Raw genomic sequence first — 25,285 nt, 5'->3', positions numbered from 1 at the left:
TTAACGGACTTACCGCAAATGTTTATTAAGTAAAGCGTCAGGCGTGAGGTACACCGTTAATATGGGAAAGCAAAGTATGAATAGTCTGTTTAGTCCCACCCTATTCAACGCTAGTTCCTGAGAGTAGTGCGCGTACTTCATCTAACATGGTTTCAGCTTCCGCATACAAATTAGCCTGTTCGATGATAGCCTGCGCACCAGTGCCTTTTACTTGTTCACTGCGCACATCAAGTACGATAGGTATAGCCATGGGCGACGGCTTTTCCAAGTTCACTAACGTCGCTGAATCTACATAGCGGATAAGTAAATTTGCCAAGCGGCGCAAGTCGAGTAGCTCACGTTCCGCATCAGCTCGCGCTACTTTAAGTAATATATGGTCGCGGTCGTGTTCACGCAATGTATCGTAAATAAGGTCGGTAGAAAACGTCACTTGCTTCATGGTTTTTTGGCTGGCGTGATAACGCTGTTCGGTCAGCCCGCTCACTACCGCTACTTGCCTGAACGAACGTTTAAGCATAGGCGCCTGTAACATCCAATCTTCTAACTCGTCGCCTAGAATATCCGGCTGAAACAGCTGCTGTAACTGCCCTTGGGTGATGGCGTTCACTGATGCTACCGACAAACCATAATCAGTCACGCTGAAGCTTAACGGCTTAATGCCCATTTTTTCCATTCGCCGCGTTAACAACATACCCAAGGTTTGATTCGCTTTGCGACCATCGAAAGTGTAGTACAAGGTATAGTGCGCTTGTCTAAACGGAAACTGCTCCACCAGCACTTTGTCCGGACTAGGTAGCTGAGAGAACGCCTGCTGAAGCTTAAGCCACTCTTGTACTTGTGCGGGCAGTGCTTTCCATGATTTCTGAGTAGCCAGAATTGCCCGTACGCCTTCCGCCAAATAGGTAGATAGCGGCATTTGGCCACCTGCGTAGCTTGGTATTTTCGGCTCTTTGGCTTTTGCAGGCTTGGCATGCAGCTGCATGTCGCGAATAGCCTCGAAACGCAGCACTTCTCCGGCAAAGTAGAAGGTATCTCCAGGCGTTAGCTGCTGGGCGAAATATTCTTCTACTTCACCGATAATTTTGCCCTGATTTCCCCTACGAATGCGTTTTACTTTAAGCCGACCTGCTTCAACGATGGTGCCTATGTTTTGCCTATGTCTTTGAATAACCCGCCGATTCGCTGGCGAGTAAGTGCCATCGTCGTTTTTCGTCAGCCGCTGATATCTTTCATACGCATTAAGCGCACTGCCGCCCTCTTGGGTAAATTGCCATAGTTTGTCGAAATCATCTCTATCGAGCCCTTGGTATGGCGTGGCGGTAAGTATCTCTTTATACAAGGTATCTGGGCTATCAGCCCTACTACACAAGCAATTCAATATGAATTGCGGGACGATATCTAAAGCACCTGGCTGAGGGCTTTCGCCATCAAGTTCACCTTTTTCAATAGCCGTAATAGCCGCTTGGCATTCCAGTGCTTCAAAACGGTTTGCTGGTACGAGTAACGCTTCGCTCGGCTCGTCAAGCCTGTGATTTGCCCGACCTATACGCTGTAGTAGACGGCTCACGCCTTTTGGTGCGCCCACTTGAATGACTTTATCTACATCACCCCAGTCAATACCTAACTCTAACGCAGAAGTACACACAATTGCTCTTAGCATGCCGCTTGCCATCATGGCTTCGGTTTTTCGCCTTTGCTCTTTGCTTAAACTACCGTGATAAAGCGCTATGGGAAGCGCAGATTTATTTGCTTCCCACAACATTTGAAAGAGAAGCTCGGACTGAGCGCGGGTATTAACAAACACCAGTGTAGTCTTTGCATTTTCTATGGCCTCATAGATATCATCAATGGCGTAACGGGCCATAAAACCGCCAAAAGGCATGCGCGCTTTAGAGTGCAACATCTCAACTTTTGGCTTCTCCCCCGCTTTTACTTTAATGATATTAGCAACACTGTCGCTGCCTGCGAGCCAGGCGCCCAAAGTTTCGGGAAATGCTACGGTCGCTGACAGGCCTATGCGTTTACAGCTTGGTGAAAACACGGTCAACCGCGCTAGGGCGAGTGATAAAAAGTCGCCGCGTTTATTTGCCATTAAACTGTGAGTTTCATCGATGATCACGCGTTTTAGCTTGCCGAAAAGCTTATCGGCATCGGCGTAACTTAACATCAGCATGAGGGATTCGGGGGTAGTAAGTAGAATATTAGGCGGCTTTTTACGCTGCCGCTGACGCTTATGAGAAGGTGTATCGCCAGTACGCGTTTCAGCAGTGATAGGCAGCGACATTTCTTCAATAGGCTGTAACAGATTGCGATGGATATCCTGAGTCAACGCTTTAAGCGGTGAAATGTACAGGGTATGTAAACCATTAAACCCACTCTGCTTACCCTTGTTTTCATCTGACACATTACTTTCATTGAGTTCACTAAGCTCTACCAAACTCGGCAGAAAGCCTGACAAAGTTTTACCCGCCCCTGTTGGTGCTATCAATAAAGTACAGTCATGTTTATCTTTTTCCAGCAACATGGTCTGTTGATAATCACGTAGTTGCCAGCCTTTTTGCTTAAACCACTTAGCGAAAGCGGAGGGAAGTAATGTCATTTACAGTATCTTTTATGCCTTTTCCGCTTTATACGCCCATTCTTTAGTTAAGTTTATATACGCCAACACCTTACTTTTGCCTTAGCAATAACCATCAAGGCTCAGCGCCCAAACTCAGCGCAATAAGGCTTTCTTGAAAAAATAAGTATCCCCTTTACTTTTTTATTAGTGGATTAAAGTCATTAGCAATAGTTAATGTTCGGATACACTTTAATTATCGACACTTCGAAAACGAGTACACTACACTCGTTAAACTATGAGTTATAGTTACAGGGAACGTTAATGCGAATTCAATCGATAGATGCCATTAGAGGTTTAGCAATCCTTGGCATTTTGTTTTTAAACATTACATACCATCAAAACTTTCACACCGGCTACGCGTTTTTTGAACAGCCACTTTTATCTGATGAAATTATGTCGACAGTTAGCGCGCTTTTCTTAGATGGAAGATTTCGCACCTTATTTTGCCTGTTGTTTGGAGCAGGTTTAGCTATTCAATTCGACGCTTGCCAAAAGCGTGGGCACAACTTTTTAGACTTTTCTAAATCTCGGCTTAAATGGCTATTTTTATTTGGGTTAATACATGGCGTATTTATATTTGGCGGCGACATACTGCTTTATTACAGCCTTTGCGCCTACTTTGCACTAAAACACCTAACGCTTGACCAAGAAGCGCTTCGCGCAAAGAGCGTTAAGTACCTAATTGTAGGCAGTATCATTATGCTTGTTTTTGGCATAGTACTTACGCTTGGATACGACTACGGTGGCGCACCTCCACTTAGGTCTAGCGAAGCTTACGCCGAAGAGGTTACAAAATGGCAAAGCAGTTATTTGTTCCAAATTGGAGTTCAAGCTTCTTTTGTCCTTGCTACCGTTATTGCAGCACCTTTTACCATGCTATGGCAGTCGATGGGGCTTATGATGTTTGGCGCCTACCTTTATAGAAGTGGTTTCTTTAGCGTTGGGTTTTCATCTACTGTATTTATAAAAGTGGCTATAATTGCCATAGCAACATCTGCTGTTACTGTTATCCCTCAGTTAATGTTTAAGCAAGTAACCTCAGATGTTATTCCCATGTTTACCAGTGTCCCCGCTATTTTCTGTGCTTTTGTCTACGCTCATCTGTTAGTCAAAGTGAAAAATACAACAACATGGTGGTATCAGTCGCTTATTAACTGCGGTAAGGTAGCGTTTACCCTCTACCTAACACAGTCTATTGTTTTGGCTGTGTTGTTTCGTGTGATTATGCCCGCTTACTATCCCGACTTTGCCTATACAGTCACGCTGCTAGATTTGATGTTAATTACCCTTGCGCTCACAGCAATTCAAATTTTGCTGGCGAATTTTATTACTAAGCATTTTGATCAGGGACCATTTGAAGCGATATGGCGAAGACTGTATCTGCCCAGCTTTTATAAGAAGCAACAGAGCAAACAAGATGACAGCTTAGTTGCAGAGCAAGAATTGGTGACAAAGACGAACAAAACCTCGTAGCTAATATCTTTACTAAAAGAAGTTATATATTTCCGATTCAAGCAAAAGGACCAGGTAAAGCCTGGTCCTATATGATATTGGCGTAACTAGCTAGAATCTAAACGTTCCTAACAACGTAGCCGAACCTAACTGATTCTCGTCGGTATCATAGCCTAAACCAAATTCGATAGATGAGTGCGGGTTGAACCAGTAGTGCGTACCTAATTCAATCACGTTGTCAGAGCCTATTACTTCATTACTCTCGTGAATGTAGGTCACTCCTATGCTCCAATCAGGACGGAAGTAATAATCTGAATCTAGCTCGACAGAGAACTCACCATCAAACTGCGTAGTTTTTAACTTGGTATCCCAGCCTGGAAGAAACTTGCCAGCGCGTTGTCCAAAGCTCGTATATCTTGCAAATGCACCGTAGCTAAATTCAGAATCTGAACGCTCTTCACTGCTGCCAGAGTCATCGAAACTGAAAAGCTCTTCATTTAGATGAAAGTACTCTATGCCAATACCATATTCCCAATTTTGGTTCGCAAAAGTAGACACCTCTACCGCATAGCGATTTAACGTTTCTTCAAAATATCTACTGTCGTTGGTTATACGCCCATAGCGCCCTCGAATTACCAGTGCATTCGAGTAAAACCATTCTCCTCGTACATTCATACTGTCGATGTTATCGATACCAAAATAATCAACAGAAACATTGTTCGTTCTTTGAAGGTAGGGGCTAATAGACCAAGGCTGCTGGTCTATATTCACTGATTCAAAATAGTAGCGGTACCTTGCACCAATAAAGTTGTCGTCGGCATCACGTACATCAGAAAATCCTAACGCAATTTCATGCTGAATATCGGTTGATTGAGCAAACACAGGAAGGGTTGAAATAACTAGTAAGCAAGCGCTTAAACGCAGCATTAGGCAATATCCTTATTTATAGTGAGCATCCAAAAAAAGCTCTTTTTTTAGTAGGCGTTAAAGTTAAATTAAAAGGTGGTGTAGTGCAATAATTGACAGCATACCGACATATTTTGTGACAATTCATAAAGCCAATGAGTCCAGCGCGCATATTGAGTTATTGGTCTTGCATACTTGAAGTGGTCGTTTTAAGGGAGTGAATACGTAGTAACAAGCATTCTTTAATTTGGCAGGAATGGTAAGTAGTGCACCCATCAACATGGCTAAAAACTGATGATACTGGCTTGTATTGTGAACCCGGTGAGTTTTACATTGACCCCATGAATGAAGTAACAACAGCGCTTGTCACCCACGGGCATGCGGACCATGCACGAGCAGGTCATCACAGTGTATTCGCAAGTTCAGAAACACTGGCAATTATGAAAACCCGCTACGGTGAAGATATGGCTATCCACCAGCACGCTGTAGCAATGGGTGAAGCTGTTAATTTCAACGATGTAAGAGCCACATTTTATCCTGCTGGCCATATCCTTGGGTCTACACAAATTCTTATTGAATATGCAGGCTACCGGGTTGTGGTTTCAGGCGACTACAAACGTCGCCACGATCCTACGTGCCCACCGTTTGAGGTTGTTCCATGCGATGTATTGATTACCGAAGCCACCTTTGGGCTTCCTGTCTTTAAGCACCCGCCCATAGAACATGAAATTGAAAAGCTCCTTCATTCGTTACGGGTGTTTCCCGAACGATGCCATTTAGTGGGCGCTTATGCACTGGGTAAATGCCAAAGGGTGATATTGGCACTGCGCGAGGCGGGTTACACCAAGCCAATTTACTTACACGGTGCGCAGCTGAAATTGTGCGATCTTTACAAGCAATTAGGAGTAGATTTAGGCGAGTTAATTCCTGTGTCTGAGGTTGAAGATAAAAAGACCTTAGCTGGTGAGTTAGTCATTGCGCCGCCTTCTGCACTTGCCGATAGATGGTCACGAAGCTTGCCTAACGTGCGACCAGTTGTGGCGTCTGGCTGGATGCAGATCCGAGCTCGCGCTAAACAAAAAAATGCCGAGCTACCGCTTATCATCTCTGATCATTGCGACTGGCCCGAATTGCTGCAAACCATTGAAGAAGTCAACCCGAATGAAGTGTGGGTAACCCATGGCAGAGAAGAGGCCTTGATGTATCAGGCAGAGAAAATGGGGTATAAAGCCAGAGCGCTATCGCTAGTCGGTTATGATGAAGATGAGCAAGGAGGCGACTAGTGGAAGCATTCAGTCACTTACTTGAACAGCTGTATTTCACGTCTGGAAACAAAGCCAAGGCGCAGCTGATTGCCGACTACATTGCCAATGCGCCAGACCCCGACCGCGGATGGGCTATTGCTGCTATGGCAGGTACATTGCGGTTCGACTTCTTTAAGCGAAACACGGTAAAAAAGCTCATTACCGAACATACCGACCCTGCGCTTTTTGCCATGAGCTATGACTATGTGGGTGAGGTTAGTGAAACCGTAGCCCATTTATGGCCCTATAGCGAGCCAACAGATTCGCTACCCACGCTAACCGAAGTGGTAGAAACTTTCGCTTCAGTCAGTAAGCAGAAAGTTTCTGAGACGCTAGCCTACTACCTAACAATAATGACACCTGCCCAACGCTGGGCATTACTAAAATTGGGCACGCGGGGATTACGTATAGGTGTGTCGGCTCGCTCTATAAAACAAATATTGGCCGACTATGGCAATAAAGACATCAAAGAAATTGAGACGCTGTGGCATGCGGTTACTCCTCCTCACGTTGACATGCTTAGCTGGCTAGAAGGAAAAGCTGACAAGCCAGACGTTGAAAACGCTGTCACCTTTCATCCGGTCATGCTTTCTCACCCCATTGAGGATAGCGATATTGACGCTTTCACCAAGAGAACTTGGCAAATTGAGAACAAGTACGACGGTATTCGTGTGCAGCTCGTGGTTAAGTCAAATAAGCCTGTTGATGATAGGTCTAATAATACTCTAAACCCCGATGAAGGTGAGCCTGAAAAAGCACTCTTTTCTCGTACAGGCGACGATATCAGTCACTCATTCCCTGATCTGCTTGAGTCTGTAAGCGGTAATATGGTGCTAGATGGAGAACTACTGGTTATCCATAATGTGGGACATAGCAATGGCTTAGCAAAGGATTCAGTTAAAAAGGCGATGAGCAATGTGAAAGCGCAGAGCGATGACAAAGGCGCTTTCGCTTCATCCGCCACACAGCCAGACGTGGATACCTTTAATGCCCTTCAGCAGCGCCTTAATAAAAAGAAACCGAGTAAAGCGTTACAGTCTTCCTCTCCGGTGGGACTAATCGTTTACGATGCTTTAATGCTTAATGGTGAAAATCTAACTGATAAAACACTAAAAACAAGGCGCGACGCCCTTGAAGAATGGTTTAGTAAAACGGATAACAGCCGTTTGTTTCTTTCTGAAACACTCAATGCCACTTCACCTGAAACCTTGCGCCAGCTTCACACCCAAGTATGCCAAAATCGTGCGGTAGAAGGGCTGATGATAAAACGCTTAGATAGTAAATACGTCCCTGGCAGGCCTAAAGGCCAGTGGTTTAAATGGAAGCGCGACCCGCTAGTTGTGGATGCGGTAATGATGTATGCACAGCGCGGGCACGGCAAACGCTCCAGCTTTTATTCAGACTACACCTTTGGCACATGGGAAGACGGGCAACTCCTACCTATTGGGAAAGCCTATTCTGGATTCACTGATGAAGAACTCAAAAAATTGGATAACTGGGTAAGACGCAACGCCGTGGGACGGTTTGGTCCGGTAAGAGAAGTGAAAAAAGAGCTGGTACTAGAAGTGGCTTTCGACGCTGTACACCCTTCATCTAGGCACAAATCAGGGGTCGCGCTACGCTTTCCCCGTATTCATAGAATTCGTTGGGACAAGCCCGCGAGTGAAGCTGATACCTTAGCGAATGTAAAAGCGTTAATAGAAGGGTAACCCCATCAAAAATACTTTCTTAGTATTGTAAAATCGCAGAGAATAAGGCGAGATAGAAACAAGGCTTGCACTTAAGAAAATAAAACAATAGGAAATCGCCATGCCTAAGGCTAGTGAAATTAAAAAGAATAACACTGTGGTATTTGACGGAAAAACTTGCATAGTGCGAGACATTGAACGCTCTGTCCCTCAAGGTCGTGCAGGCGGTAGCATCTATCGTATGCGCATGTACGATGTGGTAACAGGTGCCAAATATGATGAAACCTTTAAAGACTCAGATACCCTAGATATGGCTGACTTAATTCGTCGCCCTGCTATGTTTTCGTATATTGACGGCGAAGAATATGTATTCATGGATAAGGAAGACTACACCCCTTATCACTTGAACAAAGAGAGCATTGAGAACGAAGCTCTGTTTATTAACGAGGAAACTGACGGCATTCAAGTTGTTATCGTTAGTGAAGTGCCTGTTGCCCTGGACTTGCCTATGAGCGTAGAGCTTGAAGTAGTTGAGACCGATCCGTCAATTAAAGGGGCATCAGCAACGTCTCGTACTAAACCTGCCACACTTTCAACCGGGCTTGTGGTTCAGGTACCAGAGTACATCAGTACAGGCGAGTGGATAAAGATCAACACCGAGGAACGCAAGTTCCAAAGCAGAGCCGATAAGCACTAAGTCAAATTAACGTATTAAATTAGGCTGCCATCGACGCTTGTGACATTTTCTCAGCTTTAAAAAACAAAAAAGGGTTCAATCGAACCCTTTTAAATTGCCTTTATCTTAGTTTTTGAAAAGGTTATTCACCGTTTATTACTTAGCAATATTAGCCTGTGTAGGCAGTGCGCTGAATGCGCCGTACTGGGTTACTGTGTAAGCACCACAGCGAATAGCAAATTCAGTCGCTTCGCTAACATTTTCAAAGTTTTCAGCCCACGCATCGAACTCATCCGCGTTCTTAACTTTGGTCGAAAGGAAATACAGGAATCCACCGATAAACGAATCACCGGCTGCAGTGGTATCTTTTACGTCCATTTTTGGCGAAGCCAATGTGCCGCTGAACGACTTAGTAATATAGTGAATAGGTTCGCCACCGTCTGTTACCAATACAACCTTCACACCGCTATCTAGCCACTGCTGTACTTTTGCATCGGCATTTTCTTCGCCGTAAAGCTCTGCAAGTTCTTCGCGGCTTGCCTTTAACACAGAAACTTTTTTAGCAGCCTCATCAATACGTGCTGGTGCATTGGCTGTGTCATCCCAAAACGCTGGGCGATAGTTGATATCTAAACACACCATCATGCCGTTTTCCTTCGCCTTGTTTAAAATAAACTCGGTGCCAGGAATAAGTTCAGGGCCAGAAATTGAACCCGAACAGAAGTGCAGTACTGTATTCTTGTCGCAATCAATCGTAGACAAGTCTTGTTCTGAAATGTGCTTATGCGCGGCATTATCTACGTAGAAGTCGAACGAACGTTCGCCGTCTTCATCTAAATTTACAAACGCCAGCGCCGTATTACCTTCTTGAGTCGTCCACACAAAGTCAGTGTTCACTTTATAATGTTCAAGCATTTCTTTAAGAAAGGCGCCAAAAGTATCGTCACCCACTTTAGATACCATTGCGCTCTCCCCACCTAGTTGGGCAACTGCAACCGCCACGTTAGCAGGCGCGCCACCAGCATAAGGCTGAAAAGGCTTCATGGCTGGTATGTTGCCATCTTTGGGCGCTGCACCTTGGCTTAACATATCAATAAGCACTTCACCTAAACACAAAATCTTCATACCAGCCTCACTCAAAAAATGTCAATAAAGGACGTTCACCTAGTGCGCACAATACTTAAGGTTAACGAATCGTTAATTAATTGCGGCATAGTATTGACGAACAAACCCATTAAATCAACCCAATTGATTTACTTTTTTCAAAAGGATTGTAGGGTGTGTACCTATTGTATTAAAAAGATTAAAATTTTTATTTGAAAGGTCTGGTAAGATTCATAGCTTCATTCTGGGAGTTTGAAAGGGGACACATTCCTGCATTCCCACGCTTCGCTAGGAAACTTGCCAGCGCCTTCTGAATGGGCAATTATCTATGCGCATTGGTATTATTAAACTCTTTTCTTTTTTTAATGGTAGATAGTAATTACTTTGAATATTGAATCGGCTTTTCACCTGCCACAACAAAACGCGCCAGAGTTACTTGATGATCGCTCTGCGAATGAGCGCGCGATCTTAACCTTAATACGGCAACGCATTGCCTTACCTAAAGCTGAAATTGCACAATTGACTGGCCTGTCGGCGCAGTCTGCAACGGTAATTATCAAGAAGTTAGAAACCGATGGATTGGTCAAACGCCTAAAGCCTATAAAAGGCGGTGTAGGGCAGCCTAAGGTACCTTTCGGATTGAATGCTAACGGTGCGTTCAGTATCGGCCTCAAAGTTGGTCGCCGTAGTTTCGACATAACCTTGCTCGACTTAAAAGGCAATGTTAAAGCCACCCTTCACGAAAAGTTCGCCTATCCAACGGTAAGCAACCTACTGAACTTTGCAGAGCGTGCATTCAATGTTTTAATCAAAAACCTAGATGCAGCACAGCAAAAGATGGTTAGAGGCTTAGGCGTAGCTATGCCTTTTGAAATTTGGAGTTGGGCAGAGGAAGCAGGCGCGCCGAAAAAAGAGTTAGAAGAATGGAAAGAGTTTGACCCACAAACCGAACTTGAAAGCTTATTAAACCTACCTGTTTTCATTAAAAATGATGCAGGAGCAGCGTGTAGCGCGGAGATGTCGTTCGGCAATCCAAAGCGTTACGATAGCTTTTTATACATATTTGTTGGTACGTTTTTAGGCGGCGGACTGGTACTTAACAATCAGCTTATCAATGGCAAAACAGGTAATGCCGGCGCTATTGGCTCACTCCCTTTTTTTAACCAGAATCAGCAGCGTCAGTTAATAACGCAATCTTCACTTTATCTATTGGAAAGCGAGTTAGAAAAAGCGGGGGAAGACGCCAAGCATATTTATGAGTCTCCTTCTTACTGGCAGTGCAATGCATCACTTGTAGAAAACTGGGTGGATGAAACGGCCAAAGGGCTGGCATTCGCTTCACAGTGCGCGATGAGCCTTTTGGATTTAGATGGCGTAATCATTGACGGCGCCATACCCAGCAACATAAAAGAATTATTAGTCGAAGCAACCCAAAGTGCGCTGAAAGACTTGGATATGCGAGGAATTGCTCCCGCGCAAATTAGCCCCGGTCACGTGGGCGTAAAGGCTCAATCGATTGGAAGCGCAAACTTAGCGCTTCAGGCTAACTATTTTTAACTATTCAGATGTGCAGTTAAGGTTTTCATGACAGTAACTAGCAAAGTGATTCATATTCTAGATGGTGGTATGGGTCGTGAACTTGAAAAGATTGGTGCACCTTTTAGGCAGCCGGAATGGTCCGCACTGGCATTAATGCAGACCCCTGAACTAGTGCGTGAGGTTCATACCCACTTTCTAAATGCTGGTGCCACTGTCATTACTACAAATGCCTATGCCCTCGTTCCATTTCATATTGGTGAAACCGCATTTAACGAACAAGCATTTTCGCTGGCCGAGTCAGCGGCCAAGCTAGCGCGGGAAGCGGTTACTTTTCAGCAGGATAAAAGCGAAAAGTTGTTTGTCGCGGGCTGTGTGCCACCTGCTTTTGGTTCGTACCGCCCAGACTTATTCGATGCAAAACGAGTGGCAGAGATTTTAACGCCTCTTATCAAAGCGCAAGCGCCTTTTGTGGATGTTTGGCTTATTGAAACTGCTTGCTCTATTGAAGAGGCTGATGCCGTAGTTTCACTAATAAAAACACTGTCTTCTCGTCCCATTTGGCTGTCGTTTTCTTTGCATAATAGAGCGTCGTCAGACGAGCCTGTAACTCTTCGTTCAGGCGAGCCGCTAGAAAAAATCGCACCTTTGCTGGATCGTGTTGAAAGCGTACTTTTTAATTGTTCACAGCCTGAAGAAATGGAAAATGCACTAACAATTACGCGACAGTTGAATGAAAACATTGCTACTGGTGCATACGCCAATAGCTTCTCTGAAAGGAAGCGTCAGCATGAAGCTAACGCGCTTTTGTCAGAACTTCGCGACGACATAACGCCACAGCGCTATGCAGATTACGCTCAATCGTGGCTAGCGGCAGGTGCCAGTATCATTGGAGGCTGTTGCGGCATAGGCCCTGAACATATCAAAGCCATAAGTGATAGCGTAAAATCTTAAAACTGAAATCACGCTAGCGCAGATCAGCGGCGTCAGTGCGCAAAATCCTGTGTTTCGAAGTACACTAGCCCAGGCGTGCCGCAGTGGGAAAAAACCTCTTTAATTTGGGCTTTGCTCGGCACACTTTCACCCAGCATGATTCCTAAGGTTTTCTGACAATCGCCGACGATAAACAATGCATCAAAGGATGGTCGTTCGCCAATGAGGTGAATGTATAAATACTTGTCACCGAGGCTGATGCGCGTCCACTTTTCATCAGGCTCATATGTAACGCTATCTTCGTCAGAATGTGGCGGTTTGTATTGTTTTACCAAGCGACGTTTAAACATCAGCTTTTCAAATGTCAGTTCCGATTTACCCAACCACTTAGTGCCGCCTCGCTCAAAATGACCTTTATAAAACTGTGCTGGAATAGAAAATCTTTCACCATCAACAAGTTTATTTAAATCAAAATTTTCTGGTAACAGGGTCACCATGTTGCTGTGAGAGGTTGAGCCTGCTTGTAGATACGCAATTAGCGTAGCTTTATGCGGACTTCCTACTGTATAAATAAGTTGGTAATCGTGTGGCGAGTAATAAAGTGGTAAGTGACTCGCATAGAGTTCAGCGCCATCTGTAAATAGCACCATACCGTGAGAACCAAATCTTTTGTGGTTTGTATGACCGGCGTGTATAGAAGAACTAGCATTGGATGCTTTACTAATGCCATCTGCACTTAGTTCTTTTGTGGTTGTCGCCGTTGCTCCCGTGCACACCATATATAAACACAAGACAGTCAAATGAAGACGCTTCATAAACCTTTTACGCTTAATAACAATTTTATTATGGCGATACTGGCACAGTAACCACCTACAATTAAGCTACAATAAATACATGTTTAATTCCCAACCGGAAACAATGAGGCGGCGAACCCGTGGATATTGAAGACTTAAGAAAATTTATTGTTGTTGCCCAACATGAGAACTTGAATAAAGCGTCTGTGCACTTATCGGTTACCACAGGCGCATTGTCTAAAGTGGTGAAACGCATAGAACAACAGTTAGAAAGCCAACTGTTTGACCGCGTAGGTAAACATATTCGACTCAACCAACGGGGAAACAAATTCCTTATTTATGCCACTCATCTTGTGCACGAAGCCGATCAGGTACTCAGTGAGTTTAGGGGTAATACTGCTTTATACAACATTACCGTTTCTGGTCCATCACTCTTGCTTCAATATTACTTGCCAACTTTGCTTGCTAAACCTTTCTCTTTACAAGATCGCTTTCACGTCAATATCCACGCTTGCTGGGAAGGGAAAGCGCTGGATAGCGTTTCTAAAGGGGGTAGCGACGTGGCTATCGCCACCTCTTTTGCAATGGAAGAACGAGAGAAAGACTCGTCACTGCATCGCATATTATTAGGGTCGTCTACCTATGTGGTTGCGGCCGCAAAAAATCATCCTGCGGTAGCTGAAGCAAAGAACGGTATATTAACAAGTCAAAGTTTGTTCGCTTTCGCTTTTGCTTGCCCTGACGTTTCACCTTTTTGTGGAATAAAACGGGGCATAGGCTCTGATGGGTGGAGAGACGACAAAGTCCCCCGCTCTATACACTATCGATGTAATGATTTTGGCACACTGCTGTCTATTGTCAGGCAAGGACTGGCTTTGGCCTACGTACCTGACTTCATAGCGAAAAGTCATGATCTTACTTGCGTGTCCGTATCAGATTATGACTTTTGCCATGAAGAACATTTTGAGTTGATTTACAAACCGAGTATGGCATCAGGCTGGCTCAATCGGTTTGTCGATTCAGTTAAAAACGTTATTTAGTAACCACATTTTTGGCGCCTTTAAGCAGCGCCTCTTTATCTATCTTATTAGGCACTTCCACGCCACGTCGCGCTGCAGGCCTCGCTTCAATACTGTTCTTCCAGCGTATTAGGTTGTCCAAGCCTTCAATGCTAACACCAGACCATTCGTAAGTGCGCACCCAGCACCAGTTAGCCATGTCAGCAATACTATAGTCGTCTACCAGATATTCACGATTTTCTAGCCTATTATCCAGTACGGTGAATAAACGTCGCACTTCGTTTTGGTAACGCGCTATTGCTACGGGAATTTTTTCTTCTAGATAACGATGGAACACGTTGGCTTGCCCCATCATAGGGCCTATTCCACCCATCTGAAACATTAACCACTGGATAACTTGGCTCTTTCCCTTAGCATCGCGGGGTAAGAACATTCCGGTCTTTTCAGCGAGATAAATCATAATTGCGCCGGATTCGAAAACAACGTGGCCATCGGCTTCTCTGTCAATAATAACCGGTATGCGTCCGTTCGGGTTCATCGCCAAAAACTCTGGTGTTTTCTGCTCGCCCTTCATTAAGTTTACAGAATGAGCTGTATATTCAAGTCCCATTTCTTCAAGCGCTACTGACGCTTTCCAACCATTAGGGGTGGCTGCGGTATATAAATCTATCATTAGGCTTTTGCACTCGCTCGGTTGCTTACGGCCTCATACCAGCGCGCTAAATTAACGTGGTCTTCAGTCATACGAATTTTTACCACTCGGGCAAAATCCATAGCACATAACGCGGTTATGTCGGCGATAGAAAAGGTATCGCCAGCGATATATTCTTTTACACCAAGTCGGCGTTCTAGAATATTGAGATATTTAGACGCGTTGATACCCGCTTCTTTGCCATATTCAGGTACAGGTGTCATACGATCTTTAAAGTAACCTGTGGTATGTTGAAAGCACATGCCAATTTGCATCATAAAGGCTAACTCTACTTGGCGCTGCCACATAGATATCGTTGCTTTTTCAACGGGCGTTGTTCCCATTAATGGAGGCTCTGGTTGCAATGCTTCAAAGTAAGTACAGATCGCATCGGTTTCTGCAATACAGGTACCGTCATCTAACTCTAGGATGGGTATTTTTCCTAATGGGTTTTTAGCGCGCATTTCTGCACTTAGGTTTTCACCTTTTTGAATATCGACTTGCACGTAATCAACATCAATGCCTTTTTCGGCTAAAAACATGCGTACTCGACGCGGGTTAGGTGCCGTTTTCGTTTCATAAATTTTCATAATGATTGCCACAGACCTTATGACAGAATGTTAAATATAGGGTTATTCTTAGATTAGTAATTGCACATACCGCTTTCAAATCACTCTGTCTATGCACAGAACTATTCAGTTCTTTTATGGTTATACCTCTTGGGTAATTTTAAATACTGAAAAACAATGAAAAGCCAGTATTGGGGTCCGATCATTAATTATGAGCCCGTAATCACCTTAAGACGTTTTATTTCATTATCAGTAAAGCGTGCAGACAGGTATTCGCGCTGGGCATCCTCTGCCTCGCTCGGCGAAAGTGCCTGCTGCGATAGGCTTTCGCGAAACGCCTGATAGTCTGCAATTTTGCTTTCCCATTGTGCCTGCTTTTCCCAGGTTTTCGCGAAGCGGTCTGCCACTGCACTACCAAACTCGGCCGCCACAGCGTTATAGCGGTCGCTAATATCGCTATAGCTGCGTTTTATCTCGTTGATGCGATGCATATTAAGCGTTGGCTGAAAGGCTTCCCGTTCGGCTTCATTCCCTGCTTTGATAGAAGCAACGATTAACGCTTTTCTTTCCTTTCTGGGTAGCGCGTTTTCTTGGGCGATACGCAAGCGCTCCAGTGCTGCTTCGTCAGCTTGCGCTTCTTGGCTAAATAAATAGTCGTATTCGGTGTCGTTGAAGTAAGTGCGTCTTATCTTTTCGCGCTCATCAAGCTTATAAGACACATCCTGCAAGCTATGAGTAGCCAAGTCGACTTCTGTTTCGATGGAAGAAAGCGCCACTTTATAATCCACATAACGGGTAAATAAGTCAGACGCCGCCACTTGGGTAGTTGGTGTAAATACAGTCCTAACGTAGTTGGTATAAGCAAACTTAACGATTTGCGGGTCGTCTGTTGTACGCGTAAATATAAAGCGGTCGAAAGCGTCTTTGGTTGAATAGTTAAGCTCAAAGGGAATAAGGTTTTTATTTGCGTTTGCTGCTTCGTTTTTTAGAGGGTGGCGCGCACCTGTCTCATTATGCGTTGTTTCATTCTCGCCCAGTTTTTCACTGGTTTCTTTTTGCCTGCTAACTTCCAAGCGTTCGGCGGAAGACCCAGCACCATTGTTTTTGGTGTCGGGTGCAAATTGGATATAAACAATAGTACCCAATACTAACAGAGCAACTAGCCCTGTAAGTATTGGGAACGCATGGCGTACTTTACCTTTTGTCACTACAAGCCCAATCTCTTAAGTCGATTAGCCTGACGGACAAACACATCTACCGGGTCGGTTTCAAACCAGTGGGTTATACCAAAACTCTGGTTCACCTCATCTAAGTGGTTCATTTTATAGTTGTCTTTAAGGACCTTACCTAAATGGGAACTACAGGTCGATACCAAGCCGTCGTTTGGCTCTTTAAACACTGTGCCGGTAATAGCAAGGAAAGGGTCGACAACGTCTAGAGCATTGGTATAGGTTCTACCGCCACTCCATGAGAAATAGTACACGCCATTTTCAGCCAACATCTTACCGTCGTTTCGGCAATAGGCGGTAGGCATGCCTTCAGGGTATTTTTTATTGAATGCTACTGAGCCTGCAGTTGACAAAGAATCAAGTGCAGCAATTGAGTCCGTGGGCTTGTCACGCGGATCTGATCCAGACGCAATTTCAATAATATTGGCAAATGCATTAACAACGACGCCAGCGGCGCCTTCTCCCACAGAGCCCTCGGCGAATGCGTCCCGTAGCTCATCTGCGACTTTACTGCCCCAATTAACACCGGCGACAGAGCTTACCGAAGCGACTTTTTCTGGTGCCACACTTGCGGCGTAACGTGCCGTTGGGCCGCCGTGACTATGTCCAATAAGATTCACTTTGTCTGCGCCTGATAGGGCGAGTACTTCGTCGATATACTCAAGCAACTGCTCGCCGCGCACTTCTGTGGAATTTGCTGGTGAAACTTCAGCAATGTATACGACAGCGCCGTTGCGGCTGAGTTTATGCGGAACCTTATAAAAGTAATCTACAAAGAGTATGTCTTCAAAGCCAAACAGGCCGTGGACCAATACTATGGGGTTTTCAGTTTTTGCGTATGTTCCCGCGAAGGCTTGTCCTGCTCCTCCAACTAACGAACTGACCCCTGCTGCTATGGTAAGTAGAGTGACAATGAGAGCACTCCTTGCTCTACTATTTTTGGATTTTCTCATCGTGTATGCCTCATAATTGTAACGTTGTGGTCCGTGGTCAGACCTTTGTTATAATTATGTAAGCATATTGTAAAGATCAACAGCTATGTTAAAACTTTAATAAAGAACCTCAGTGTAAATATATGATTTTCGTCGTCAGTTAATCGCCAATAACCATCGAATTCAGCTAGATAGCACTCACGAAAAAGTATACTCGTTCATACCATTTCTAATCGACATACAAACCATAAACAAAACTAATAAGCTCTTATCGTTTTCTGGAGTAGGTTTGAATAAAGTTTACGGCAAGGCTTGAAGTGGTTAGCCACTTTCCCTTGAATGGGTTGAGTTTCATACCTATCTGATGCTTCAGTGTAAAGTCTTCCCCGACCCATTTTTCTAATTCACTAGGTTTTACAAACTTTTGCCAATCATGGGTTCCTACAGGCAAATACCGCATGACGTATTCAGCCCCCACAATAGCAATCACGTAGCTTTTGATAGTACGGTTTAAAGTGGCAAGAATGAGCAACCCGCCCGGTTTGACTAAGCTAGCGCATTCATCAATTAACTGCTGCTGATCAGGCACATGCTCTACCACTTCAGCATTTATAACAATGTCATATTGCTGTGCTTCTTTAACTAGTTCACTGGACAACATGTTTTTATAGGTTACCGACACACCACTTTTTTCAGCATGGCGTTTTGCTACTTCCACACTGATCGCACTTGCATCAATGCCAGTTACGTTCGCGCCAAGCTTCGCCAAAGGCTCGCTAATAAGCCCGCCGCCACTACCTATATCAACAATAGACAAAGACGAATAATCAGGTAGGAGGTTACCCTTACCGAAATGGTTTTCTATTTGCGCTTTAATGACATCTAAGCGCGCCCGATTAAACTCAAGGGCAGTTTTATATTTGCCGTTAGGGTCCCACCACGACTCTGCCAGCGAATCAAAGCGCGAAATTTCCTCTTCAGAAAAGTTAACTTTCTCGGTTTTTTTACTTTTATCGAGCACGATATTTTACCTTTAAGCGTAATGACTCTAGTGCTTTTTTATTGACCCCTATCATTCAGGGTTCTAAGGTGAGTACATTGAGATGAGCACTTAAAATGTTCACCTTTATGTTTCTTTAGAAGGCACATAGATAAAGACATTTAAAGATTATACGTTGTGAAAGAGGGTTCTGATTTTGGCAAACGCAAAAAATGTTTATGGTCGACCGCTGCAATTATGTTGTGGAAACACGGGGTTCACCCGTGAAGGTTTTTGCTATGTACCCGATGCTGACGTAGGCAATCACAGTGTATGTGCTGTGGTGAGCGATGAGTTTCTACAATTTTCCCTGCGACAAGGTAACGATTTGATAACCCCCTGGCCTAGCATGTCTTTCCCCGGTCTACTCGACGGCGACAGATGGTGCCTGTGCGCTGCTCGTTGGTTAGAAGCGTACGAAGCCGGTGTTGCGCCCAAGGTGCGACTGGAAGCTACCCATGAAAAAGCCCTAGATATTATTCCTCTATCTTTGTTAGAAGAATATGCGGCTGACAAAAACTAGGGGGTTGGACAAGATATTTTCCATTGACGAGCTTCAACATGAGCTTTTCAAACCAAATATTGGTTGATATTAACCATAAAGAAGAGCATGTTTGCCTAAACATGCTCTTTTTATTTGTTAGAACCAGGCCTTGCAGTCAACTTAGCGCCTTTGGTGCTTGTTTACGGTTTTAAGCCCGCCCCGTACAGCCCGGTATATAAGGTCTTCTTAGCTTACTGGGGCGTTCGAATAACCATAAGTCGGGTCTCAGACATATCCTCTATCGCGTAGCGAATACCCTCACGACCTAGTCCTGAATCTTTAACGCCCCCATAAGGCATGTTATCCACACGCCAGCTAGGCACATCGCCAATAACAACGCCGCCCACTTCCAGCTTATCCCAAGCTTTATGTGCTTTATAAATATCGCGAGTAAATACACCAGCTTGAAGTCCGTAGCGGCTGTTATTTACTTCTTTAAGCGCGTCGTCGTAGTTGTCGAAAGGCTCTAGGATAGATAGCGGGCCAAACGCCTCTTCGGCACTGGCATCACAGTCTTTGGGCACGTTTTCCATAACCGTAGCTTCAAGCATTGCCCCTTCGCGAGTACCGCCACACAGGATAGTTGCGCCCTTTTCTTTGGCCTCTGTAATCCAACCGTGTAAGCGTTCAGCTTCGCCTTCAGAAATCATGGGGCCTATGAAAGTATCTTCGTTTGAAGGGTCACCAGACACCAATGCTTTTACTTTTTCTACATAGCGTGATTTAAATTCATCATATATTTTACTATGCACTAAGAGGCGCTGAACACTGATACAGCTTTGACCAGACTGATAGTAAGCCCCAACAATCACGCGGTCGATAGCGTCTTCAATGTCTGCATCTTCATCAATTACGCAGGCTGCATTACCGCCTAGTTCCAGCACAACTGGCTTTTTACCAGCCTTTGCTTTAAGCGCCCAACCCACATCCGGAGAGCCCGTGAAACTTAGCAGTTTTAGTCTTTCGTCTGTGGTAAACAAATCAGCACCATCACGGCTACACGGCAGAATTGAAAACGCCCCTTTGGGCAGATCGGTTTCTGCCAATACTTCGCCAATAATAAGCGCACCAATAGGGGTGCGCGAGGCCGGTTTAAGCACAAAGGTGCAGCCTGCGGCAATGGCAGGCGCCACCTTGTGCGCAGCCAAATTCAGAGGAAAATTAAACGGCGATATAAATGAACATGGACCTATAGGGACCTTCTTGGTCATGCCCTGATAACCTTTGGCGCGCGCCGAGATTTCTAAATTCACCACCTCGCCATTAATACGCACTGATTCTTCTGCCGCTATTTTGAAGGTATCAATAAGGCGGCTGACTTCGCCCTTAGCGTCTTTAATTGGCTTACCAGCCTCTATACAAAGCGCTTGCGCCAACTCATCGGCTCTTTCGGTAAAGCGCTTCACACAGTGCTCTAGCACCGCTTGTCTTTCGAAGGGAGCCATGGCGGCCATCGCAGGCTGCGCTTCTTCTGCTGCAGCAATGGCCTTATCGATGGTATCCGCATCGGCCATCGCCACCTTGGTTGCTACCTCTCCGGTGTATTTATTTGTTACGTCCAAGTCGGTATTGGCATAATGTGGCTCACTCGCTAAATAATAGGGATAGCTTTCCTTCAACATTTTTTACTCCTTACCTTTTTTGTTACGTTTGGCTTAAAGCTTGGCGCTAAGCTCTTTAATCGTATGATTTAGTGTTTTGTCATTCATACTGTAATCAACTGGACAATCGATAATATGTACGCCTTTTGTGTTCAAACACTTATCAACTAAGTGAATAAGTACATCCGCGTCGTCAACTCTCCAGCCCTGTGCGCCGTAACTTTGTGCGTATTTAACAAAGTTGGGGTTGCCATAATCTAAACCAAACTCATCGAACTGCATGTTTGCTTGTTTCCACTTAATCATTCCGTACGCGTCATCACGCAAGATGATCACCACAAGGTCTAGCTTAAGCCTGACGGCGGTCTCAATTTCTTGGCTATTCATCATAAAGCCGCCGTCACCACATACACTTAATACGGGCGCATCTGGGTTAACGAGTTTTGCAGCGATCGCTGAGGGCAAACCGGCCCCCATTGAAGCCAGTGCGTTATCTAAAAGCAGGGTATTCGGATGATATGCGGGGTAATTTCGGGCAAACCATATTTTATATACGCCGTTGTCTAACGTAACAATGCCGTTATCAGGCATAACTTTACGAATATCGCGTACAAGACGTTCTGGTAAGATAGGGAATCGATTATCGTCTTCTGCTTCAGCACGGTGGTCTACATAGGCTTGATGCACATCCTTGTAGAAGTCGAGTTTCCAACTGTCTTGGGGAGTAATGCCTTCCTTTATTTGCCAGATGCTGTTAGCAATATCTCCAACTACTTCGAGTTGCGGGAAGTAAACAGGGTCTACGGCAGCCGAATCAAAGTTGACATGAATCACTTTTTTATCGTTGTGGTGCATGAAGAACGGTGGCTTTTCTACAACATCGTGGCCTACGTTGATAATAAGATCGGCACGCTCTATTGCCCTGTGTACAAAGTCACCGTCAGACAGAGCAGTATTCCCTGCGAAACGCGGATCGCTTTCGTTTAGTACCCCTTTACCCATTTGGGTGGTAACAAATGGAATGCAGGTTTTATCAACAAACTCCCTGAGCATTTTAGCTGTTAGCTTTCTGTTTGCTCCGGCGCCAATCAATAACAAAGGTGACTGAGCTTCTTCAATCATGGTAATCGCAGCAGCAATTGCTTTGTATTCGGCGATAGGTCGACGGGCCATGCTAGGTGTTAGTATTTGGGCACTGGTTTGCTCTGCGGCGATGTCTTCTGGCAGTTCAATGTGTACAGCGCCCGGACGCTCTTCTGACGCCAGACGAAAGCCCTCTCGAACGGTAGAGGGTATTCGGTCTCCACTTACTATCTGATTGGTGAATTTAGTGATCGGCCGCATCATGTCCACTATGTCGATAACTTGAAAGCGACCTTGTTTGCTGGTTTTGATTGGCTTTTGCCCAGTAATCATTAACATTGGCATGGCGCCTAACTGAGCATAAGCAGCGGGCGTGACTAAATTAGTGGCCCCAGGCCCTAAGGTCGAAAGGCACACGCCCACTTTTCCGGTAAGCCTGCCATATGTAGCAGCCATAAAACCAGCGCCTTGCTCGTGACGAGTCAGCACCAGTTTAATAGAGGACTCGCGCAACGACTCAAGTAAGTCGAGGTTTTCTTCACCTGGGATACCAAAGACGTATTCCACGCCTTCTGCTTCTAACGCTTTAACAAATAAATCGGACGCTTTCATGTGCTGCACGCTCCTTGTAATTTGAGCAGAAAATAAAGTTCTTATTAGTTGTGCTACGAAACAATGCTGCGAATGGGTTTACTGTGCGTAATAAAATGCCCGTTGCTAACGGGCATGTTAAAAAATAGTGTATAAGAGAGAAAAAGGAAGTCTAATCACTGATTATTATGCGCTTGTATGCGAGCAAAGAACCATCTTCGTTTTGTGATACACTAAATGTATATTCATTGTAGTCACTGCCAAACACTGTATCTTGCCCCAGCAACGTGTCTGGCTCACCCCGGTGACTATAGTCGGGATGATTGGTACAAATGTCTTGGCAAAAGCTATCGGAAAAGCCAAATTGAGAAACCAATTGATCAGTGTTGTTGCGACGTATACGAAAATGAATGTGGATAGCTCGGCTGCTATACCAGCCGGGAAAACAGCTTTTTAGGTTTATTCTTCCGCTAGCATCTGTCACCGCAATACCTCTGAACCACTTCGCACTTAATGCATCCACTTCATTTCCCGTGCAAAATGCCGAATTAAATCCGCTGGCATCAGCACTATCGCTGGTATCTCCTGAATAAACGCCGTCTACATCGCAATGCCATACTTCAATTTCATAACCCGATAGGGGATTACACGCTTCATCAATTAACTGAAGACACAACATCATCGGCAAACCTGTTTGCTCATATGATATGTCGTCAAGATAGTCACTTTGAAAATAGCACGGGCCTTCCGTTTGAGAGCCTGTGAGAGCCACACTGCATACAGAAGCAGTGTCAAATAAACTATCGTCTGGAAAGTCTGACGTCATAGCTGACGTGCCACCGCTTGCCCAACCGTCAAAATCTTCTTCAGGTTCGGCATTTGAATCGGTGTCGTTATTGGAAGATGAGGAGGTAGATGCTGTGAAACTTGCAGAGGTGGAATTAGAACCTCCACAACCCCACAACCCGATAGCAATAGGAGCCAATGTAAGTCCCACCGCTGTTTTCATAAAGCGGCGTCGTTTGAGCGGCTCTTCCGTTAATTTGTTTGATGTCATCGTACGTTGCCCTTGGTTGTCTTTGCAAAAAAGACATTTAGCTAAAGGACAAGGTTCTCTTATTTACTCAAGCTTTACGTAGCTTTACGTAGCTTTACACAGTAAATAAGCAAAGTGAAAAAAGCGCAGGTATTTGGGTAACTAAACCTAGGTTATTCAGCACTCCATTCGGATAGCACCTTCTGTGTTACTTTATCTACCTCATGTTTATTTTCGCTTATCCACCAGCGCTCCATAATACGAACATTTTTCTGATTGGCTTTATAGAATATATCCACGATGTCGCCAACAAATGGAATAAAACCTAAGCCAAAGTCGATTGCTGAGTTTTTTACCATTTGAGCTATTAACGCTTTGGGCATACCCAATGATTTTCCCAGCCAAACTATTCGAAGTGAAACGAAGAGCATCAGCGCGTCACCGGCTCCAGGGATAAGGCCCACGATTGAATCCAAGCCTATTTTTATCGGAATAAAAGGGAGCTTTACGGCAGTGTCCAGCAAGTTCGCCAGTTTTTGCGCTTTAAGTAATTCCTTTGGTGCTTTGCCTTCCACGACCTTATCTCCCTTTTCATTTAATCAATGCGCCACCAAGAGTGATTTCCCTATTGGTTTTTCTCAAAACGTTTGCTGTCAGCTTTTCAAACGCTACTTTTCAGCGCCCAGCGCTCTCGCTAAGCCCGCACGTAAACCGTTGTCTGATTCTACCGCCCAGCCATGTAGATTTTCTTTCACTATGTCAAAAAGCACATCTATGTGCTCTTTATCACTGTTAAGTGCCGCGATATATTCATAGCGCTCACCGCCGGCTTCCATAAAGTACTCGCGATTTTCTTCACCAATTTCTTCAATAGTTTCTAAGCAATCGGCTGAAAAACCAGGGCACATAACCTGAATGGACTTCACCCCTTTTTCAGGTAAAGACTTTAACGTTTCATCTGTATACGGTGTTAACCACTCTTCACGACCAAAACGAGACTGGAAGGTTGTCATATACTCGTCGTGTGAAAGCCCCAGCTTTTCGGCAAGCAAGCGTGATGTTTTATGGCATTCACAGTGATAAGGGTCGCCGTTCATTAAGTAGCGCTTTGGAATACCGTGATAAGACAAAATAAGTCTGTCCGCGCGGCCATGTACTTCCCAATGTGCTTTTACTTTATTGGCTAGTGCGGTAATAAAATTGTCGCGGTCGTGGTAGTGATTAACAAAACGAAACTCGGGAAGCCATCGGCGAGACATAAAGTCTTTTGCAATAGCATCAAAGGTAGAGCCAGTTGTTGATGCGCTGTATTGGGGATATAGCGGAAGCACCACAAGCTTACGTACACCTTTTGCCAACATAGACTCAATGGTGTCACCAATGGCGGGGTTGCCGTAGCGCATGGCAAAATCGACAATCACGTCATCGCCATATTGTGCTTTACAACGTTCTGCTATGGCACTCGCCTGCGCTTTTGTGATTGCCATCAGCGGAGAACCTTCATCCGTCCATACAGTAGAGTAAGCCTCTGCCGAACGCTTAGGGCGAATATTCAAAATGATGCCATTTAATACAAACCACCAGATCGCTTTAGGCACTTCCACCACGCGAGGGTCTGACAAAAACTCTTTTAAATAGGGACGTAGTGCCTGTTTAGTTGGCGCTTCTGGTGTTCCCAGATTCGTAACCAGTACACCAATTTTATCTGGTTGCCCGTGGGTAAAGCCTTTGTTTGATTTGTATTTCATGTATTCATAGTCCGAGAAGTACTGCGCTATATCCGTATTATACTGAATTACCTTAGATTATGATCTGCGATAACGCCAAAAAAGTGCGATTGAACTAATAGATTTTAGGCATTAAAAAAGCGGCATATGTTTAAAAATAATATTTAAAAACACATACCGCTATTGAACTGCCACCGAGCAAATACTGTGG

At 44.7% G+C, this 25,285-nt stretch carries 22 protein-coding genes; 8 read left to right on the top strand and 14 right to left on the bottom strand.

The genetic code is table 11. The annotated features are described in order from the left end of the window. Positions 1 to 100 precede the first annotated feature (100 nt). Complete coding sequence (locus ACXAER_RS11775; protein WP_474829447.1) at positions 101 to 2,599, bottom strand: ligase-associated DNA damage response DEXH box helicase; 2,499 nt, start codon at positions 2,597 to 2,599, stop codon at positions 101 to 103. A gap of 282 nt (positions 2,600 to 2,881) precedes the next feature. Here ACXAER_RS11775 and ACXAER_RS11770 point away from each other — a divergent pair, with 282 nt between their 5' ends. Further along, the gene (locus ACXAER_RS11770; RefSeq protein WP_474829445.1) at positions 2,882 to 4,093 is read left to right on the top strand and encodes a DUF418 domain-containing protein; all 1,212 of its coding nucleotides are present in this window, start codon (positions 2,882 to 2,884) and stop codon (positions 4,091 to 4,093) included. Between the two features lie 90 nt (positions 4,094 to 4,183). On the opposite strand, the gene ACXAER_RS11765 is transcribed toward ACXAER_RS11770, so the two are convergent. Continuing rightward, entirely contained in the window at positions 4,184 to 4,999 is an 816-nt protein-coding gene (locus ACXAER_RS11765) for a hypothetical protein (RefSeq protein ID WP_474829443.1), read from the bottom strand. A gap of 245 nt (positions 5,000 to 5,244) precedes the next feature. Between ACXAER_RS11765 and ACXAER_RS11760 the strand changes: the two genes are divergently transcribed. The 3 genes from ACXAER_RS11760 (at position 5,245) to efpL (ending at position 8,667) form a co-directional block, all read left to right on the top strand. Further along, complete coding sequence (locus tag ACXAER_RS11760; RefSeq protein WP_474829441.1) at positions 5,245 to 6,261, top strand: ligase-associated DNA damage response exonuclease; 1,017 nt, start codon at positions 5,245 to 5,247, stop codon at positions 6,259 to 6,261. Next, positions 6,261 to 7,991 carry a cisplatin damage response ATP-dependent DNA ligase gene (locus ACXAER_RS11755; protein ID WP_474829440.1) on the top strand — a complete coding sequence of 577 codons (1,731 nt, stop codon included), beginning with the start codon at positions 6,261 to 6,263 and terminating at the stop codon, positions 7,989 to 7,991. The genes ACXAER_RS11760 and ACXAER_RS11755 overlap by 1 nt, the downstream gene beginning before the upstream one ends. 100 nt (positions 7,992 to 8,091) lie before the next feature. Further along, positions 8,092 to 8,667, top strand: coding sequence for an elongation factor P-like protein EfpL (gene efpL, locus ACXAER_RS11750; RefSeq protein ID WP_474829438.1), 576 nt, complete (start codon positions 8,092 to 8,094; stop codon positions 8,665 to 8,667). Positions 8,668 to 8,802: 135 nt separating this feature from the next. Here the strand turns inward: efpL and ACXAER_RS11745 are convergent, their stop codons facing one another. Next, positions 8,803 to 9,771, bottom strand: a complete 969-nt coding sequence (locus tag ACXAER_RS11745) for a carbohydrate kinase family protein (RefSeq protein ID WP_474829436.1) — start codon at positions 9,769 to 9,771, stop codon at positions 8,803 to 8,805. 363 nt (positions 9,772 to 10,134) lie between these two features. On the opposite strand from ACXAER_RS11745, the gene ACXAER_RS11740 reads away from it, so the two are divergent. Further along, entirely contained in the window at positions 10,135 to 11,307 is a 1,173-nt protein-coding gene (locus tag ACXAER_RS11740) for an ROK family transcriptional regulator (protein WP_474829434.1), read from the top strand. A 27-nt stretch (positions 11,308 to 11,334) separates the two neighbouring features. Further along, entirely contained in the window at positions 11,335 to 12,240 is a 906-nt protein-coding gene (locus ACXAER_RS11735; protein ID WP_474829432.1) for a homocysteine S-methyltransferase family protein, read from the top strand. Between the two features lie 32 nt (positions 12,241 to 12,272). Here the strand turns inward: ACXAER_RS11735 and ACXAER_RS11730 are convergent, their stop codons facing one another. After that, positions 12,273 to 13,034, bottom strand: coding sequence for a hypothetical protein (locus ACXAER_RS11730; protein WP_474829430.1), 762 nt, complete (start codon positions 13,032 to 13,034; stop codon positions 12,273 to 12,275). A 119-nt stretch (positions 13,035 to 13,153) separates the two neighbouring features. Here ACXAER_RS11730 and ACXAER_RS11725 point away from each other — a divergent pair, with 119 nt between their 5' ends. Next, positions 13,154 to 14,053, top strand: a complete 900-nt coding sequence (locus ACXAER_RS11725) for a LysR family transcriptional regulator (RefSeq protein WP_474829428.1) — start codon at positions 13,154 to 13,156, stop codon at positions 14,051 to 14,053. On the opposite strand, the gene ACXAER_RS11720 is transcribed toward ACXAER_RS11725, so the two are convergent. The 5 genes from ACXAER_RS11720 to ubiG all read right to left on the bottom strand — a co-directional run bounded on the left by ACXAER_RS11720 (position 14,046) and on the right by ubiG (position 18,474). Then, complete coding sequence (locus tag ACXAER_RS11720) at positions 14,046 to 14,705, bottom strand: glutathione S-transferase family protein (RefSeq protein ID WP_474829426.1); 660 nt, start codon at positions 14,703 to 14,705, stop codon at positions 14,046 to 14,048. The two genes, ACXAER_RS11725 and ACXAER_RS11720, sit on opposite strands and share 8 nt — an antisense overlap. Next, positions 14,705 to 15,313, bottom strand: a complete 609-nt coding sequence (locus ACXAER_RS11715) for a glutathione S-transferase family protein (protein WP_474829424.1) — start codon at positions 15,311 to 15,313, stop codon at positions 14,705 to 14,707. Before ACXAER_RS11715 ends, ACXAER_RS11720 begins: the two co-directional genes overlap by 1 nt. 188 nt (positions 15,314 to 15,501) lie before the next feature. After that, positions 15,502 to 16,500, bottom strand: coding sequence for a lipase secretion chaperone (locus ACXAER_RS11710; RefSeq protein ID WP_474829422.1), 999 nt, complete (start codon positions 16,498 to 16,500; stop codon positions 15,502 to 15,504). Next, complete coding sequence (locus ACXAER_RS11705) at positions 16,500 to 17,474, bottom strand: esterase/lipase family protein (RefSeq protein ID WP_474829420.1); 975 nt, start codon at positions 17,472 to 17,474, stop codon at positions 16,500 to 16,502. The genes ACXAER_RS11710 and ACXAER_RS11705 overlap by 1 nt, the downstream gene beginning before the upstream one ends. Positions 17,475 to 17,721: 247 nt before the next feature. After that, positions 17,722 to 18,474: a bifunctional 2-polyprenyl-6-hydroxyphenol methylase/3-demethylubiquinol 3-O-methyltransferase UbiG gene (gene ubiG, locus ACXAER_RS11700; RefSeq protein WP_474829418.1), complete on the bottom strand. Its 753-nt coding sequence runs from the start codon at positions 18,472 to 18,474 to the stop codon at positions 17,722 to 17,724. Between the two features lie 175 nt (positions 18,475 to 18,649). On the opposite strand from ubiG, the gene ACXAER_RS11695 reads away from it, so the two are divergent. Beyond that, entirely contained in the window at positions 18,650 to 19,015 is a 366-nt protein-coding gene (locus tag ACXAER_RS11695; protein WP_269918491.1) for a DUF2237 family protein, read from the top strand. 212 nt (positions 19,016 to 19,227) lie between these two features. Here the strand turns inward: ACXAER_RS11695 and ACXAER_RS11690 are convergent, their stop codons facing one another. The 5 genes from ACXAER_RS11690 to hemH all read right to left on the bottom strand — a co-directional run bounded on the left by ACXAER_RS11690 (position 19,228) and on the right by hemH (position 25,095). Further along, positions 19,228 to 20,658, bottom strand: a complete 1,431-nt coding sequence (locus tag ACXAER_RS11690) for an aldehyde dehydrogenase family protein (protein ID WP_474829416.1) — start codon at positions 20,656 to 20,658, stop codon at positions 19,228 to 19,230. 33 nt (positions 20,659 to 20,691) lie between these two features. Further along, entirely contained in the window at positions 20,692 to 22,332 is a 1,641-nt protein-coding gene (locus ACXAER_RS11685) for an acetolactate synthase large subunit (protein ID WP_474829414.1), read from the bottom strand. A gap of 151 nt (positions 22,333 to 22,483) precedes the next feature. Then, positions 22,484 to 23,368 (bottom strand): dioxygenase family protein, encoded by an 885-nt coding sequence (locus tag ACXAER_RS11680; RefSeq protein WP_474829411.1) that lies wholly within the window; start codon positions 23,366 to 23,368, stop codon positions 22,484 to 22,486. 152 nt (positions 23,369 to 23,520) lie between these two features. Next, positions 23,521 to 23,922, bottom strand: coding sequence for a DUF4112 domain-containing protein (locus tag ACXAER_RS11675; protein WP_474829409.1), 402 nt, complete (start codon positions 23,920 to 23,922; stop codon positions 23,521 to 23,523). Between the two features lie 93 nt (positions 23,923 to 24,015). Further along, positions 24,016 to 25,095: a ferrochelatase gene (gene hemH / locus ACXAER_RS11670; protein ID WP_474829406.1), complete on the bottom strand. Its 1,080-nt coding sequence runs from the start codon at positions 25,093 to 25,095 to the stop codon at positions 24,016 to 24,018. Positions 25,096 to 25,285: the final 190 nt, after the last annotated feature.

It is taken from the genome of Alteromonas sp. AWJ4_199, assembly GCF_056159165.1.
This window is presented reverse-complemented; position numbering and strand designations above follow the sequence as displayed.